Below are 14,714 nucleotides of genomic sequence, written 5' to 3'. Positions count from 1 at the left end.
GGTCTGCATTTAGGCTTTCCAGGCGATGACAGAAATCTCGACATTGACATTTTTGGGCAACCCCGCTACTGCTACGGTTTCGCGTGCGGGGGCCTGCCCGGTGAAATATGTGCCATACACCTCGTTGACGGTGGCAAAATCGGCCATGTCGCGCAGGAAGATGGTGGTTTTCACCACATCCGCAAAGGCGTAGCCTGCTTCGGCCAGAATGGCTGCGAGGTTATCCAGTACCTGCCGGGCCTCTCCGGCTACCGAACCGGTAACCAGCTCGCCGGTTTGCGGCGATAGGGCTATCTGCCCCGATACGTATAACGTATTGCCCGCTCTCACGGCCTGGTTGTATGGGCCGATCGGGGCGGGAGCTTTTACTGTATTGATTATTTCCTTGCTTGTAGACATAACATGTGGATTAATATCAGCTGAAACCTACATGAATTACCCTTCATATATGAGCTTAATAATTCATGCAGGCTTCAATGCCATTAAAAGCAAAATATTTAATTGAAAAAAAGCCAATCGACGATCTTGTAGAGGATAGCCAGCAAAAACAGGATGATGGCGGTCGCATTGATAACATGCATCACGCGTAAGTTGAAGCTGGTGGGTCTGTTGGGATCTTTTTTTCTGAAAAAATACATGATATCTCCTACTGTACCCGTTTCAGGGCACGCTCGGCACGTTTGTTGGCTTCGCTTATTTTGTAGTTGAACCAACGGTCCTTAAAGATTTTGCGCATGGTATTGTCGAAATTGCGCGTAATGACCAGGTTGCGGAAGCCACGCCATTTATCGTACACCTTGGAAGGCAGTGCCCGCACGCTGATGGAATACCCTTCGGTGACATATTGGATGTAATGCCACCAGCCCGACGGCATGAACAGCGTCTCTCCCGGATGGATCTCTGCCTCATAGCCGTTGAGGTACTTTAGGGCAGGGAACTTCTCATAGTCGGGATTTTTGATGTTTGCGATACTGTGGAAGTTGTACGGCAATTTATACATCAAATCCGATTGCTCCAGTGGGAATAGCCAGATTTTCTTGACCCCCTTGTACTGGGTGATGAAGACATGTGACATGTCGATGTCGAAGTGGTTGCGGGTACTGGACCCCTCGCCGCCGAAGAAAAGGTAAGGGAGCCACTGCAATACCTTGCCGCCGGTCACATCGTTGTACACCAGGTCGTGGTTGAGTTCGGGTTTGAGCTTCATGAGGTTGAACAGGAAGATCCGCAGATCGGTCGGCTCGCGTTCGATCATGTCCAAATACTCACCGAATCTCATCTTGGCCACGGGTGCGCTGGCTGCGCGGTCATTAGACGCATCTTCGCGCCCATGCAAAGAAATGACGGTATCTCCGGCTATTTCCTTGAAATAGTCATAGCTCCACTTGGTCCAAGCCGGACTGTCTTTGGCAACGAAATCATCCATGATTACGGGTACCCCCTTATTGAGGTAATCCTTGATGAAGTCAGCCGAGCTGATTCCAGAGATTTTGTTAACTTTTTTGAGTTGCACGACTTAAAAGCTAATTTGAAACTGTTAATTATGCTAATGCAAACTTAAGTAATCTTCATGTGAGCCCACACGCCGTAAATCAATTTTACATTTGCATTATAATTAGAGACATAACGATTTACGTGCCAAAAAAACGAAATAGCCAATGGCTTGACGAAAATCACTTTTTTGTGGTTAATACGACCACAGGTCCTGCTCGAAGTCGATGATGGTCTTTTTGATCCGCTCTGCCTCGTAGAGGCGATCTATCCCGTTGTCTACATAGTCGCGGATGCGTAGGTCCTCAGGGTTCGATTGTTTAACGATATAGCTCGAGAAGAGCCGTTTGATGAATACATCGTCATAGCTCAGTCCTGTAGCGTCGTTGTGCCGGGAGGGTACTTCCTTGTTGACGAAGATGTGCCGTGCCTCGGGAAAGTAAATCCAGAAGGCGGGGTATGCGTCTGCAGCGACGGCCGGCGTGTTATCGGCCATATCGAATCCGGGGATATCTTCAACGGCATCCAGTCCTTCCGTTCCCATGTCTGCCCCGCCCATGATCTCGTCTATCTTGGGTGTTACCAGCGGTGCGATACCGATGATACGCGGCTCGAAAACGGAACGCTGCTTATCGAAAATCCAGTCTTCCTTGATCCGGAAACGAACCACATCATCAGGGTTGAAAGCGGAGGCTTCGAAATGCGAGGCGATGACGTTGCCCTCTTCGTCGTACTCCTCTACCAGTGTACTATCGGCACCGAACCGGCCCAACACCTGGTCGGGCGATAGGCGTGTTTTGAAGCTGTCGCCCGTAGGGTCATCATCCGTCGGGGTTGGGTCGTAGGCCGTGAGCTCGCCAGCCATTACGGCTTCCATGATCACATCGATGAGCCGCGATTTGGGTGAGGCGTATAGGGTGTTCATCTTTTCGCGCACATCAAATTCCCGCCAGATGCGCTTCACATACGCCACATCGGTAGGACGGATATTCGAATAGGGGACCACTTCGCGGTCCAGTATGTCGGATTTGACGTAGTAGCCATCCACCGGCGGTTCTTCTGCAGCAATAGGCGTGGTACTGTTGGACAGGTTGCCTTGCTGGGCGTATGCCGAAAGCCCAACCCCCATCATAACCAAAAATCCATACATTTTCATCGTTACCTCCTTGTTTGTTAGTTGACCCGGAATGAAATCGGATCCAGTTCCTGCTGTACACCATCCGGACCTACGGCAATGATATTATAGAAAAACACGAACGATCCCGGCGAAACCGAACCTAGTGCGTTTTGCATCGGGCCGGAGAAGGTTCCGTTCGTGCCTTGGTACGGCCCCATCGGGTCTACCCGTGGTTTCTGTATCAACATCGAAAAGCGCGATATGTTGAACTTGGCATCGAATTCAAAGTCTTCCAGTGCGGCAAAGATGCGGTTTTGGCCGCGGATCTGCGCTGCGGCGACCGTCCCGCCCGGGCGCCCTGCCACGCGGGCCTGCGGTTTCGGGATTCGCTTCACGCGGAATTCGGTAGAGCTGAGCGACTGGGTCTGGTCACCGATACGGGCAGATACGTGTATACTGGCGGTGCCGGGCTGGGTTGCCCGCGCCACGAACTTGCCATTCGAGCCGGAGATACTAACCCCTTTGCCGCTCACCTGCAGGCTTTCTTTCGGGATGCCGGGGGCCGATACCGAGATGGGGTTGTCTACACCGATATACAGCACGTTCATGGCATCGGGCGAGACTACAGCCGACGGCCGTGCAACCTGATAGGTTTGTGGCTCGGTAAAGTATTCTTTAACGGTGCCGTCGGTCTGCTTAACACGGATGGTACCGGTCCAGTTGAATATCCCTTCGCTGGATGTGTTGACTGTATAGACTGCCTGTCCATCAGTAACGGGCAGGACGTTGCCCCCCACAGAAATTTCGGGGGTCGATTTCGAATCGTAGGCGGTGAGGAATACCTTTGCCGTGTAGGGTTGCCCCTGGATTACGTAAGATGACGGCGCAACGGCCACGGCGGCAAACCTGTCGAGGTTTACCACGGCCATGTCCATCTCGCCGAAGATATGTTTTACAACCACGGCCTCAGCATTTTTCACGTCGGCCTTGATTTTTTCCAATGCCGTCATTGCGGCCGTCAGTGGGGTACCATCACCGAAGTTGGCTTGTTCCCACGACTTACTGATACCGGCACGCGTGGGGGGATCTTCCGCATCCAGCGAAAAAGACACCTCATTGTTTGCCAGTGCCAATAGCTGTTCGCGTGTATCGTTTATACGGCTCCGCAGCTGTGCTGCCCGGGCTACCCCGTTTTCCTTCTGCTTGATCATCACGCGGGGGCTGATGCTCAGGTTGTCGCGCTTGCGCACGTCGCCCGTTGTTTCGTTAAATCCACCGCCTTCCGCCTCGAGTATGGTTTTGAGTGAGTCGATATATCCCGACAGGTCATCGGCCAGTTGGCTCGCCTGCTCGGCACGTTCCAATATGGGGCGGGCACGCTCGGGCTCATCTTTCAGTTTGGTTGCCCGGAAGGCATTGAACATGTTGTCTATCCCCTCCTGCGTGTTCTGGGTCGATGTGTTGAGGCTTGCCGCCAGATTCCTGAAGGCGTCGAGCACAGAATCACTAACATTCATCGCCACTAATCCCAATAACACGAGGTATAGGATACCGATCATCCGTTGCCTTGGGGTCTGTTTTCCTCCTGCCATGCTGTAATGCTATTCGTTAAGGTACCAGTATCTTAAAAATAAATTACACACGCGGTTGATTCATGGCCGCCAGCATATTTCCGTACACGGCATTGAGCGATGCCAGGTTCTTATTGAGGTGGGCTACTTGGTCTTTGAATTGCTGCGTATCCACCACGGAGTCGTTGAAGTTCTGCAGGGTCTGGGCGATGCTGTCGTAATGCTGCGAGATGGTTTGCAGCTTCTTGCCCGTATCTTGCAGCTCAACTTCGTAGACCGCGTTGAGGTGCTGCAAGTTGTTGGCCAGCTTGTTTACCTGCTCGTGGTATGCGGTTACGTCGCTGCCACTCGTGCTGATGCTGGCGAGGTCGGTCGACGCCTTCTCGAAGGCGGCATTTAGTTTCTCGACGCTGCCGGTGGCGCCATTCAGCCGTTCGGTGAAGCGATTGGTGGCCAGGGAGGCGTCGGATACGTTGGCAATGGCTGCTACCTTATCGCCAAAGGTGCGGAGTCCATCGCCCAGGTTGCCGATTAGTTGGGGGCTGATGTTCGCATCGGCCAGCATCTTGTCGAGTGCGGCCGTGCTGCCGGTAGCGGCTACAGGCCGCGCAGAGGCCTTGGGCAGTTCACCTTCGAAGTTTTCCGCCAACTCGGGGTACACGCGGGTCCAATCCACGTCGTTGTCTTCTCTCTGGAAACCGAGTAGGAAGAAGAGCAGTGCTTCGGTGCCGAGGCCTACCACGATGAGCCAATCACCGGCCGGCCAGTGCTGCAGCTTGGCCATCAACCCGATGATAACTACCGTAGCTCCCCAAGAGATGATGTTGTTGATACCAATTTTGAATTTGCGTTTCTCTGCCATGATATTGTGTGTTGTGCTTCTGTCTATATAGCTATACTAGTTGTTCATTGGATCTACGCCCGGGTATGCGGATACACTGCGGAAGCCGATGTAAGACTTGGCGGTATCTTGGTACTCGTAGGCACGCGCGCCATTCTGCAGGAAATAGCCGATGTCTTTCCAGGAGCCGCCCCGCACCACCTTGCGCTTCAACGACTCGGGGTCGCCCGCGGCTGCATCGTACCGGTAGGTGGGGTTCATGTCATGTACAAACGACGATGCCGACTCATTGAATGAGGAGGAGGTCCATTCCGCCACATTTCCGGCCATGTTATAAAGGCCGAAATCGTTGGGGAAGTATGAATATACCGGTGCGGTATAAGCTGCCCCATCGTCGATATAATTGCCCCGGCCGGGTTTGAAATTGGCCATAAGGCAGCCTTTCGCGTTGCGTGCTGACGGTCCGCCCCACGGGTATTGGGTGCCCACCCTGCCACCGCGGGCGGCGTATTCCCACTCCGCTTCGGAAGGAAGCATGTAAGGTTGCCGCATTTCGCGGCTATTGTTTTTTCGTGTGCGCTGGTGGTTTTCAAATAAGCGTGAGCGCCACGTGTTGAATGCGTTTGCCTGCCGCCAGGTGACACCCACCACAGGGTATTCGTCAAACGAAGGGTGCGAGAAGTAGCCCTCCACCATCGGCTCATTCTGGGCATAGCTGAAGTCGTTGAGCCACACCGTAGTGTCGGGATATACGAGGATGGTGTCGCGCCGGATGAAATCAGACCGCACCTTGGTGGGGTCGTGTCTAGCTGCGGTGGCTGCGCGGAGGTCGTACCAGTCGTAATGGTAGCGCAATAGGCGGACATCGATCTCGTCTTTGCCAAAAATGCGGTCTTCGCCCTGGTAGTACATCTGGCGCGTACGTTCGCGCACGGCCTGGTCTTTGGAGTTCCAGAGCGAGCGCTTGCCGCTGTTTACCTTTTGCCAATCGATATACCGTTCGCCGGTGCCTTCCACCTCGATGAAATAACTGTCGTCTTGCAAGTAGTTGTAGATGAGGAGGGAGTCGCGCACCCAATGGACGAATTGCCGGTACTCGCTGTTGGATATCTCGGTTTCGTCCATGTAGAACGACGAAATGGTGACTTGTCGGTTTTGGGCAATCTGTGAGAACGTGATGTCCTCGTCAGACTGGCCCATGATGAACGTGCCGCCCGGGACAAGTACCATGCCGTGTGGAACCCGGCTGGTTTTGAGGTGTGCCCGCTTTACGCCGACCAGTTCGCCGCCACTACTACCGAACCGGCCGCAACTGGAAAGCATTAGCGACGATATACAAACCAATATTATTGGTAAATATGCTCTATTCATTTAGTTCTATCTTTGGCTGGCAACACCCACACAACGAGACTCATTACCGGATGCATAGCGGCATGTCTGTTGCGCTTCGTTAAAGCCCATGATTAACAATCTGTTTTGATAGCAAATTTTAGACCAAAAGCCTCTCATGACCATTATATCCAACGGATAACAAATGTCTTGTACCAGTTATCATCATTCCAAAACAACGCTTTCCCGGAGGTAGATGCCGATGATAAGACTATCCAAAGCCGGAAAGCGGGCCTAAAACTATGAAATAAACAGAGATTTAGCGAAAAAAGTGACGAAAATTTTAAATCGTGCTACTTATTTGCCACCTTGATGTACTGTTCTACAGCCATGGTCATACTGGGTGCCTCCGGCGTGGGGGCGGCGATATCCAGCAATAACCCCCGGTCCAGGATGGCCTGGTGGGTGGTAGGGCCGAAAGCCGCGAGCCGCGTGTCGTTCTGTTTGAAGTCGGGAAAATTCTCAAAGAGCGACTGCACACTGGAAGGGCTGAAGAAGACGATAATATCGTAAAAAACATCTTTAAGGTCCGACAGGTCACTCACCACGGTACGGAAAAGCACCGCTGGTGTAACGTTATACCCGTTGTCTTGGAGCCAGTTGTATGTTTCTTCGTTGGCCACGTCCGAGCACGGGTACAGGAACTTCTCTTTGGCGTGCTTTTTCAACACGTCAGAGAGGTCCTTTGCCGTCTGCTTGCCGAAGAAAATCTTCCGCTTGCGGTACTGGATGTATTTCTGAAGGTATAGTGCTATGGTCTCGGACAGGCAGAAGTACTTCAGGTCTGCCGGCACATCGTAGCGCATTTCCTCGCAAACCCGGAAGAAATGGTCGGCTGCATTGCGGCTGGTGAAGATTACCGCGGTGAAATCAGCTAAGTTAATCCGTTGTTCTTTGCGGACATCACGGCCCGACACACCCTCAACGTGGATGAAACCCCGGAAATCAAGCTTAAGGTTGTATTTCTCTGCCAAAGCGAAGTAAGGCGATTTTTCATTCTCTGGCTTGGGCAACGTTACTAATATGCTTTTTACTTTCTTTGCTCTGTCTGCTTCTGGCACCTGCATGTTTTTTTTGTTAATTACCCAATACTTTTACCAAGATAAGTATGGGTGCGATTTCGAGGCAGCAAAGATACATAAATAAATAAAACTTTGAAAATGGATAGTTCGTAAGCAGGTTGCGGGCGGTTTTCCCGAAGCGGAATACAAATAAGCATAGCACCACAACGAGCGCCGCGGGCACCACCCATACCGCGTATATACGGGGTACCAGGCTCAGCACCACCACGATGGGAAGGAACACCAGCGCCGCGTTGAAATAGCTGAGGTATAGGATCGATACGTATTCGCGCACCACGCGCTGCAGTTCAAATATATAACCCAGTAGCCGTGTGGTGATTATTTTAAGGATAAACAGGGTCATTACGAAAAACGAGATGCCCAGGAACCGTTCCAGGCCATTGCTGTAGCCCTTGCCGGCATAATGCACGTTGCACAGGTAAACGAACAGTCCTACCGCAAAGCCGAACAGGACGTAAAGGAAAACAAAGGGCCATGAGCTGTAAAGGGTATCTTCTTTGTTGATTTGCAGCAGCATGCGGTCGTTGTAAAAGGCCTGGATAATGGATAGCACCTCATTGGGGAATGAAATGCGCACAATGCCCAGCAGCAGGAGCAGCAGACCAATGGCGATGGGTACCCATTGGTCCCGTATATGCCGCACGGCATCGGCTTCTTCCTCCAAGTCCCGTGCGAACGCCAGCCACGCCATGAAATCGCCGTTTTGCACGATGACCCGCTGCCGCAGGCTGTCGGCAAATAGATTGGGCCGGTGGGGATCGGGCAGGCCGATGTATTGCATGGCTAGCGAGTCGCCCACCCGCTTGATGGAATCGGCCAGCCTTATTTTTTCGGCCTGTTGGGCTTGCCTGATTGAATCCTGGACGGACCGGTAGCGTGTTTGTTGTAAGTCCATAGCCGGGGTTGCCTGTGCTACGGCAACCCCGAATAACACCCCGGCCAACAGTAACATCCAATGCTTCATCTGCCTAGTCAATGAACCATCAAAGGTAGGCAAAAATCAGGTGGTTATAGCTCCTTAATTTTAAGGTTGCGGAAACTGACGCGGTCGCCATGGTCCTGCAGTAAGATGTGGCCGCTTTCGGCTTCGCCGAAATTATCCCAATCCTTATACTTGCTTTCGGCTACCAGCTTCCTGTAGGCTTCCGAGCCACGCTCGTACTGCACCACCTTTTCGCCATTGAGGTAGTGGGTCACAGTGTTGTCGGGCTGCACAACGATACGCCCCTTGTTCCACTCGCCTATTTTGCGCAATGCCCGTTTGGGCTTCTCGGCCTTAATCAGGTCATAAAGGGAAGCCAGCGTGCGGTTGCCATCGCGGCCCATCTTGGCGTCGGGGTGCCGCTCATCGTCGAGTACCTGGTATTCCAGGCCGATGGCCGACCCGGTGTTGTGCTCGGAGAGCGTCACGAAATATTTCACCCCACTGTTGGCCCCTTCGGTTAGCCTGAACTCGAAAGAGAGGTCGAACGCACTGTATTTGTCGACCGTCACAATATCACCGCCATTGGTAGACTCACCGCCGTCGGCTGGCAATACCGTGATGATACCGTCTTCGATTTCCCACCCGCTGGCGGGGAACGCATCCTTATAGGCGCCCACCCAGCCTGTGCTGGTCTGGCCGTCGAACAGCAGTTTATATCCGTTTTGCTCTTCGTATGCCGTGAGGCTATTTGGCGTGAGGTTTACCGTGTAAATACCGGCTGGGAACTCCTGCGGCTGCAGGTTTTCGGTTTGTATGCGTATGTTTTTGAAATAGACCTTCTTGCCAGCCAGGGCCTCATCGCGGATGCTATGTACCTGCAATCCGATGAAGCCGGATGCATCGACTGTATCCACTACGTAAGCCACAGGGGTGCCGTTTACCCACGTTTTGGTTTCGTTGCCAATAGCTTCGATGCGGATATGGTTGAATTCTTCCTTTTTATAGGCCGATTTGGCTTCGGCATTGAGGTCGAGCGGATAGAGCCAGCCGCGGCGTGCTTCATCGTAAATGCCGCCCGTCCATGCGCGCTCGGTGGGGTCTATCTCCACCTGCCGGCCGTAAACGCGTCCGCGGCCTTCATTGGCGGCTTGGTCCAGGTGGCTCCGCGTCTGGACACCCGAGTTGGTGGTCTCCCCTTCCAACTTGATATCCAGCTCGAGGATGAAATCGCCGTATTCCTGCTCGGTTATCAGGAAAGAATTGGGTGTACCCGCTGTCATGGTGCCTACAATGGCACCGTCTTCGATAGTATAGGGCGCTTCGCCCCCTACGACTTTCCACCCGTCGAGGCTTTCGCCGTCGAATAGCGGCTGCCAATTGTCGGCCGGAGCGTTGCATGAGCCTAAAGCAAGGGCAAGCAGCAGTGCTGCCAACGGTTTGCCCGCGGTTGCGGTCTTGTAAATTGTACGTGTTGTCATCATACTGAGGATTGTCGACACCAAGCAAACAAATTGGTGCTTTCTGACCTAAACTGTTAGCTTTGTATCATTAAATATAAGTGATTTAAGCGCCAATTATACGGCTTTATTGTAGATAATGGTATTGGAGGTACTTCTTTTTTTACGAAAACGATGTCGTAACCTCGCTGAACAGGATGAATAGCAACAATTTTTATGAACGGGTGTATGACATTGTGCGGCAGATCCCGGAAGGGCGTGTAACCTCTTACGGTGCGATTGCGCGTGCGCTGGGTGCAGGTGGGTCGTCGCGCATGGTGGGTTATGCCCTTCAGGTGTGCGGCGGCGCATATCCTCCGGTGCCGGCCCACCGGGTGGTGAACCGCGTGGGGCTGCTTACCGGTAAACGGGCGTTTGGAAGCCCCACGATGATGGCCCAGCTGCTCGAGAATGAAGGGGTGTCGGTAACCGATGACCAGGTTGTCGATTTTGACCGGCTGTTCTGGGATCCAGGGGGCGTATTAGGCGGCTGACCATCACGGTCCCGGAGGGATTTCCCGGTAGATGTCGGGCAGTGTGCGCCCGAGGCCCTGATAATCCAATCCGTATCCGACGACGAATTCATTGTCGATTTCGAAGCCGACGTAGGCGATGTTGTCGAATGTGTGTTGCAGGGCGTTAGGCTTTAGCAAGAGAGTGCATACGGCCACGGATGCCGGGTTCTGGGCATAGATGGCATCGAGCGTATGCTTCAATGAATGGCCGGTGTCTACGATGTCTTCCACGACGATGACGTCGCGGCCTTCGAGGTTGTGGTCGAGGCCAATGAGCTCGCTAACCCGGTCGCGGCGGGCAGTGCCCTCGTAAGACGAGAGCTTGATGAAGGATATCTCGCTGGCGATGTGGATTTGTTTCATCAGGTCGGCCATTACCATGAAGCAGCCGTTGAGTACACCGATGAAAATGGGGTGCTGGTTTTCGTACGCCAGATTGAGCTGAATGCCGATAAGGCGGATGCGCTTCTTGATCTGGCTGTAGTCAATAATGCGCTCAAATTGTTTATGATTGATTGTTATTTTCATCCGTTCGTTATGGCTCATCATTATTTTTTGACGAATTGAAGATACGGCCTAGTAGGCTGCGTACCTCTTCCATTTGTTTTTCAAAATCCACGGGTGGCAATTCCAGCCGGAGCGTATCGGTGGCGGGCGGGTCGGGACGTAGGGCCTCGCGCAGGCTCACCGTATGAAACCCGTAGCTGCCCGATGAGTCGGCTGGGGCCAGGCCGCGCCGGGCCATGATATTGCCGATATAATTGAAGTAGGACGAGATGTAGGGCTTGAGGTTACCGTCGTAGTTGAATGAATATAGCCCTGTTTTCGGGCGCGGCACGATACTGGCCAGGTAAATGCTCTCGCCGAGGCTGAGTGCTGAAGGGTATTTACCGAAGTAATAGCGCGCGGCTTCGGCAATACCATATACATTGCGGCCCCACTCGATGATGTTGAGGTAAACCTCGTATATCCGGTCTTTGCTCACGGCGTCGGTGCTTTCCATCAGCCATACGATCAGTATTTCTTCCAGCTTGCGGACGATGGTTTTGTTGCGGTTGAGGAATACGTTTTTGACCAGCTGCATGGAAATGGTGCTTCCACCGCGTTTAAACGCTTTTTCCTTGAAGTTGGTGGCGATAGATGACCGTATGGCTTCTTCCACGAAGCCGTTGTGGCTGAAGAAGGAAGGGTCTTCGGTGGTAAGGATGGCATTTTTGAGGTATGGCGATATCTGGGCCAACGGGATGAAATTCGGATTTTCCGGTCCTACGATGATATCGCGTACGGGCTCCCCGTCCTCGTAGGGCGTATAGGTGAAGGTGGTGTTTATTTTGGGGATGCTTGCCTTACCCCAGGTATTCACCTTGAAATCGCGCTGCTCCATGTGCGAATCGAACCGCACGCTGTCGGGGTTGGTGGTGTCGAGCAAGGCGTCGAGCTTGTACTTGATGCGGCCCGATACCCGTATCCCTTCGAGCGATTCGAACAGCCCTTTCGGGAAGGCGTCGAATAGGTCCTGTGCATCCATCTCGGGGGTTTCGAGGCCCAGGGCATAGGTTTTATTCGGGAGGGTTGAGTAATGGATGGACGGGTGTACGACCAGTTTCTTCACGGTGATGGTAGAAGTATTGGACAGCTCTACATGGCTGCCGCCCACGATTACTTCGGCGTCAATGTGCGCATCGGGCAAGGCCACGTCTTCCTGCGCGATGCGCCAATGGTTGATATGGAGGTTTTTGACGGCCCACTCCCCCTTGATGTGTAATAGCTCATTTTGGGTCCAGTAAACTTCCCGCAGCCGTGTTTCGATGGTGTCGAAGCTCAGCTTGAGGCCAAACTTCCGTTCTAGCAGCGGCAGGGCTATGCGCTGGCCATTGGCATGCGCTTTTATATGGAGCTGGCGGCGGTTAGGGTTGACTTTCCCCTCCACCTGCCAAGCTGCTTCGTTGTCGTTGAGGTATACCGCCGTCGTGAGGTTGCCGTCATCGATGACAACTTGGGGCACGGTGATGCGTTGCTCGATGCTATCGTCTCGGTAGGTAACGGTGAATTCATGCAGATCCATATCCTCCGGGATCTTATACAATATATTGTTGAGCATGTTGTTTGCGGTCTGTGCGAGGTTGATGGCCCGGGCTTCGTCCGGTTCTTTTGTGGTTACCTCGGCTGCTTGCAGCGTGTCCATACCCCTGAAGAGAAAGTCGTAGTTGCTAGTGCTGTCTTTTTTGATGAGCTGTATGGCGGCATGGTGGCCCCGCAGTCGACCGAAACGGACATCGCCGGTAAGCAGCGGGAGTAATTTGATACTTACCGAAAGCTCTTCGATGCCGGCCAGCTGGTCGCGGCCCTGGGGTACGAGTTCCGTATTTTCGAAGGTCACAGTGGTGAACCCCGAGAAATAGGCCCGCTCGATGCGGAGGTCAATCTGGTGGTCGTCGGCCAGCTTGGATTGGACACGTGCTATGGTGGATGCCAGCAATGCCTCCCGCTTGTGGTAGGCGATAGCACCGGCAGTGACACACACCGCCACCGCTAGGACGAGGATGGTGCCACCGATGATAAACTGCTTCCGGGTAATCTTGTTCAAAAATTGCCTAACGTGATCGATTGCTGTCAAAACGAATTTACTTGGAGTCCAAATAAGGGATAATTATGATTAAAAACAAAGATATGACAAGTTTGTGTTCGGCTTTCGCTAGTTTTGTAACAGTATAATATATAGTGCAAGGACAGATGATTACGAAAGAACAGGTATTGCATGCATTGAGCCATGTAGATGATCCCGACCTCAAAAAAGATTTAGTTACCCTCAATATGATCAAGAATGTGGACATCACCCCATCGGCCATTAGCTTTGAAGTGGTGCTCACCACCCCGGCCTGCCCGATGAAGGGCCACATCGAGCATGCTTGCCGCAATGCCATTGCTTTGTTCGTGGATAAAGACATCACTGTTAACATCAATATGACCTCCCGGGTAATTGGAACGCAGAGCAACCAATTGCCCACTATCAAAAACATTATCCTAGTAGCCTCTGGAAAAGGCGGCGTTGGCAAGTCCACGGTAGCAGCCAACCTCGCGTTGGCGTTGCAGGCCACCGGAGCCAAAACCGGACTTATCGACGCAGATATATACGGCCCGTCCGTACCTATCATGTTTGGGGTGGAAGGCGCTCGGCCTAGGGCCACCAAAACCGCAGACGGTAAAACAAAAATCGAACCGGTAACGAAATATGGCTTGAAGTTACTTTCGATCGGTTTCTTCACAGACCCCAACCAACCTGTGCCCTGGCGGGGCCCGATGGTCAGCACCGCGGTGAAACAGCTGTTTAACGATGCCGAGTGGGGTGAATTGGACTACCTGGTGGTGGACTTGCCGCCGGGTACGGGCGACGTGCACATTACCGTGGCTCAAGGATTCCCCATCTCGGGGGCCGTTGTGGTAACCACCCCCCAGAATGTGGCATTATCCGATGCTGTCCGTGGAATCGGCATGTTCCTGATGGACTCCATCAACATCCCTTTATTGGGTGTAGTGGAGAACATGGCGTACTTCACACCGGCCGAACTGCCCGATAATAAATATTACATCTTCGGTAAGGATGGCGGTAAACGGTTGGCAGAGCGTTTCGACGCACCCTTTCTCGGCGAGATCCCGCTGGTGAAGAACATCAGCGACTCGGGCGACAATGGCCTGCCCGTGATGATGGACGAGGAAAACCCGGCACGCGAGGCATTCCTGGAAATTGCCGGCAAGGTTGCGCAGCAGCTAGCCATCAAACAGGCAGTGGTATAAGTAGGTGGCGATGAGACCCACGATAACCATTACCTATTGCCCCAAGTGCGGGTGGCTGTTGCGGGCATCTTATTTTGCATCAGAGCTGCTCACCACGTTTGCCGATGATCTGGGCGGCGTGCTGCTGAAACCGGCGGAGACGGCCGGAGAGTTCCGGGTTTTTATCGGCGATGAGCGGGTGGTAGATCGGAAAGCCGATGGAGGCTTCCCCGAGATAACAGCGTTGAAACGGTTGGTGCGCGACCGCATAGCTCCCGATAAGCCGCTGGGGCACTCAGATAAGGCCAAATAGCAATAAATAAAAAAAAGTTTTGCATAGTGTAAAAAATACACTATCTTTGTGTCATCATAATTTAGGTTTATAATTGGTTAGTAAAGGTCTCCATTCTCCCCGTTTGGAGACCTTTCGTTTTTTATGGTGCGCCTTGTTCCACATACAACGCGGGAGTATTTAGTCATCCCTTAAATTCTGTACAACACACTAACAGTCAG

General features: G+C 52.8%; 15 protein-coding genes. 3 read left to right on the top strand and 12 right to left on the bottom strand.

Annotated elements, in window-relative coordinates:
- Nucleotides 1-9: 9 nt before the first annotated feature.
- From NGM62_RS12285 to NGM62_RS12240, 10 genes are all read right to left on the bottom strand, one after another.
- Complete coding sequence (locus tag NGM62_RS12285) at nucleotides 10-399, bottom strand: RidA family protein (protein ID WP_262248341.1); 390 nt, start codon at nucleotides 397-399, stop codon at nucleotides 10-12.
- 98 nt (nucleotides 400-497) lie between these two features.
- A complete protein-coding gene (locus NGM62_RS12280; RefSeq protein ID WP_262248339.1) occupies nucleotides 498-638 on the bottom strand; it encodes a DUF6728 family protein in 141 nt (46 codons plus the stop codon).
- 8 nt (nucleotides 639-646) lie between these two features.
- Entirely contained in the window at nucleotides 647-1,513 is an 867-nt protein-coding gene (locus NGM62_RS12275; RefSeq protein ID WP_262248337.1) for a cupin-like domain-containing protein, read from the bottom strand.
- A gap of 174 nt (nucleotides 1,514-1,687) precedes the next feature.
- Nucleotides 1,688-2,647: a gliding motility protein GldN gene (locus NGM62_RS12270; protein ID WP_262248335.1), complete on the bottom strand. Its 960-nt coding sequence runs from the start codon at nucleotides 2,645-2,647 to the stop codon at nucleotides 1,688-1,690.
- Between the two features lie 17 nt (nucleotides 2,648-2,664).
- Nucleotides 2,665-4,200 carry a type IX secretion system motor protein PorM/GldM gene (porM, locus tag NGM62_RS12265; RefSeq protein WP_262248333.1) on the bottom strand — a complete coding sequence of 512 codons (1,536 nt, stop codon included), beginning with the start codon at nucleotides 4,198-4,200 and terminating at the stop codon, nucleotides 2,665-2,667.
- A 43-nt stretch (nucleotides 4,201-4,243) separates the two neighbouring features.
- Nucleotides 4,244-5,041 carry a type IX secretion system motor protein PorL/GldL gene (gene porL / locus NGM62_RS12260; protein ID WP_262248331.1) on the bottom strand — a complete coding sequence of 266 codons (798 nt, stop codon included), beginning with the start codon at nucleotides 5,039-5,041 and terminating at the stop codon, nucleotides 4,244-4,246.
- 36 nt (nucleotides 5,042-5,077) lie between these two features.
- Nucleotides 5,078-6,391, bottom strand: coding sequence for a type IX secretion system lipoprotein PorK/GldK (gene porK / locus NGM62_RS12255; RefSeq protein WP_449301314.1), 1,314 nt, complete (start codon nucleotides 6,389-6,391; stop codon nucleotides 5,078-5,080).
- A 311-nt stretch (nucleotides 6,392-6,702) separates the two neighbouring features.
- Nucleotides 6,703-7,476, bottom strand: a complete 774-nt coding sequence (locus NGM62_RS12250) for a uroporphyrinogen-III synthase (RefSeq protein WP_262248328.1) — start codon at nucleotides 7,474-7,476, stop codon at nucleotides 6,703-6,705.
- Between the two features lie 10 nt (nucleotides 7,477-7,486).
- Nucleotides 7,487-8,455, bottom strand: a complete 969-nt coding sequence (locus NGM62_RS12245; protein WP_262248327.1) for a DUF4271 domain-containing protein — start codon at nucleotides 8,453-8,455, stop codon at nucleotides 7,487-7,489.
- A 44-nt stretch (nucleotides 8,456-8,499) separates the two neighbouring features.
- Nucleotides 8,500-9,897, bottom strand: coding sequence for a 3-keto-disaccharide hydrolase (locus NGM62_RS12240; protein WP_262248326.1), 1,398 nt, complete (start codon nucleotides 9,895-9,897; stop codon nucleotides 8,500-8,502).
- A 173-nt stretch (nucleotides 9,898-10,070) separates the two neighbouring features.
- Between NGM62_RS12240 and NGM62_RS12235 the strand changes: the two genes are divergently transcribed.
- Nucleotides 10,071-10,406, top strand: a complete 336-nt coding sequence (locus tag NGM62_RS12235; RefSeq protein ID WP_262248324.1) for an MGMT family protein — start codon at nucleotides 10,071-10,073, stop codon at nucleotides 10,404-10,406.
- A gap of 3 nt (nucleotides 10,407-10,409) precedes the next feature.
- Here the strand turns inward: NGM62_RS12235 and hpt are convergent, their stop codons facing one another.
- Together hpt and NGM62_RS12225 are read right to left on the bottom strand one after the other, a co-directional pair.
- Complete coding sequence (hpt, locus tag NGM62_RS12230; protein WP_262248322.1) at nucleotides 10,410-10,976, bottom strand: hypoxanthine phosphoribosyltransferase; 567 nt, start codon at nucleotides 10,974-10,976, stop codon at nucleotides 10,410-10,412.
- Entirely contained in the window at nucleotides 10,963-13,014 is a 2,052-nt protein-coding gene (locus NGM62_RS12225; protein WP_262248320.1) for a transglycosylase domain-containing protein, read from the bottom strand. Before NGM62_RS12225 ends, hpt begins: the two co-directional genes overlap by 14 nt.
- Nucleotides 13,015-13,160: 146 nt before the next feature.
- Here NGM62_RS12225 and NGM62_RS12220 point away from each other — a divergent pair, with 146 nt between their 5' ends.
- Together NGM62_RS12220 and NGM62_RS12215 are read left to right on the top strand one after the other, a co-directional pair.
- Nucleotides 13,161-14,222, top strand: coding sequence for an Mrp/NBP35 family ATP-binding protein (locus NGM62_RS12220; RefSeq protein WP_262248318.1), 1,062 nt, complete (start codon nucleotides 13,161-13,163; stop codon nucleotides 14,220-14,222).
- A gap of 10 nt (nucleotides 14,223-14,232) precedes the next feature.
- Entirely contained in the window at nucleotides 14,233-14,514 is a 282-nt protein-coding gene (locus NGM62_RS12215) for a SelT/SelW/SelH family protein (RefSeq protein ID WP_262248316.1), read from the top strand.
- Nucleotides 14,515-14,714 lie beyond the last annotated feature (200 nt).

It is taken from the genome of Parapedobacter soli (assembly GCF_025460835.1).
In the GTDB taxonomy this organism is placed as follows: Bacteria; Bacteroidota; Bacteroidia; order Sphingobacteriales; family Sphingobacteriaceae; genus Parapedobacter; species Parapedobacter soli.
This window is presented reverse-complemented; position numbering and strand designations above follow the sequence as displayed.

Excerpts from the sequence above, each read along its gene's own strand:
- NGM62_RS12285 (WP_262248341.1), bottom strand. The coding sequence starts at position 399 with ATGTCTACAAGCAAGGAAATAATCAATACAGTAAAAGCTCCCGCCCCG.
- NGM62_RS12280 (WP_262248339.1), bottom strand. The coding sequence starts at position 638 with ATGTATTTTTTCAGAAAAAAAGATCCCAACAGACCCACCAGCTTCAAC.
- NGM62_RS12270 (WP_262248335.1), bottom strand. The coding sequence starts at position 2,647 with ATGAAAATGTATGGATTTTTGGTTATGATGGGGGTTGGGCTTTCGGCA.
- porM (WP_262248333.1), bottom strand. The coding sequence starts at position 4,200 with ATGGCAGGAGGAAAACAGACCCCAAGGCAACGGATGATCGGTATCCTA.
- porL (WP_262248331.1), bottom strand. The coding sequence starts at position 5,041 with ATGGCAGAGAAACGCAAATTCAAAATTGGTATCAACAACATCATCTCT.
- porK (WP_449301314.1), bottom strand. The coding sequence starts at position 6,391 with ATGAATAGAGCATATTTACCAATAATATTGGTTTGTATATCGTCGCTA.
- NGM62_RS12250 (WP_262248328.1), bottom strand. The coding sequence starts at position 7,476 with ATGCAGGTGCCAGAAGCAGACAGAGCAAAGAAAGTAAAAAGCATATTA.
- NGM62_RS12245 (WP_262248327.1), bottom strand. The coding sequence starts at position 8,455 with ATGAAGCATTGGATGTTACTGTTGGCCGGGGTGTTATTCGGGGTTGCC.
- NGM62_RS12240 (WP_262248326.1), bottom strand. The coding sequence starts at position 9,897 with ATGATGACAACACGTACAATTTACAAGACCGCAACCGCGGGCAAACCG.
- NGM62_RS12235 (WP_262248324.1), top strand. The coding sequence starts at position 10,071 with ATGAATAGCAACAATTTTTATGAACGGGTGTATGACATTGTGCGGCAG.
- hpt (WP_262248322.1), bottom strand. The coding sequence starts at position 10,976 with ATGATGAGCCATAACGAACGGATGAAAATAACAATCAATCATAAACAA.
- NGM62_RS12220 (WP_262248318.1), top strand. The coding sequence starts at position 13,161 with ATGATTACGAAAGAACAGGTATTGCATGCATTGAGCCATGTAGATGAT.
- NGM62_RS12215 (WP_262248316.1), top strand. The coding sequence starts at position 14,233 with ATGAGACCCACGATAACCATTACCTATTGCCCCAAGTGCGGGTGGCTG.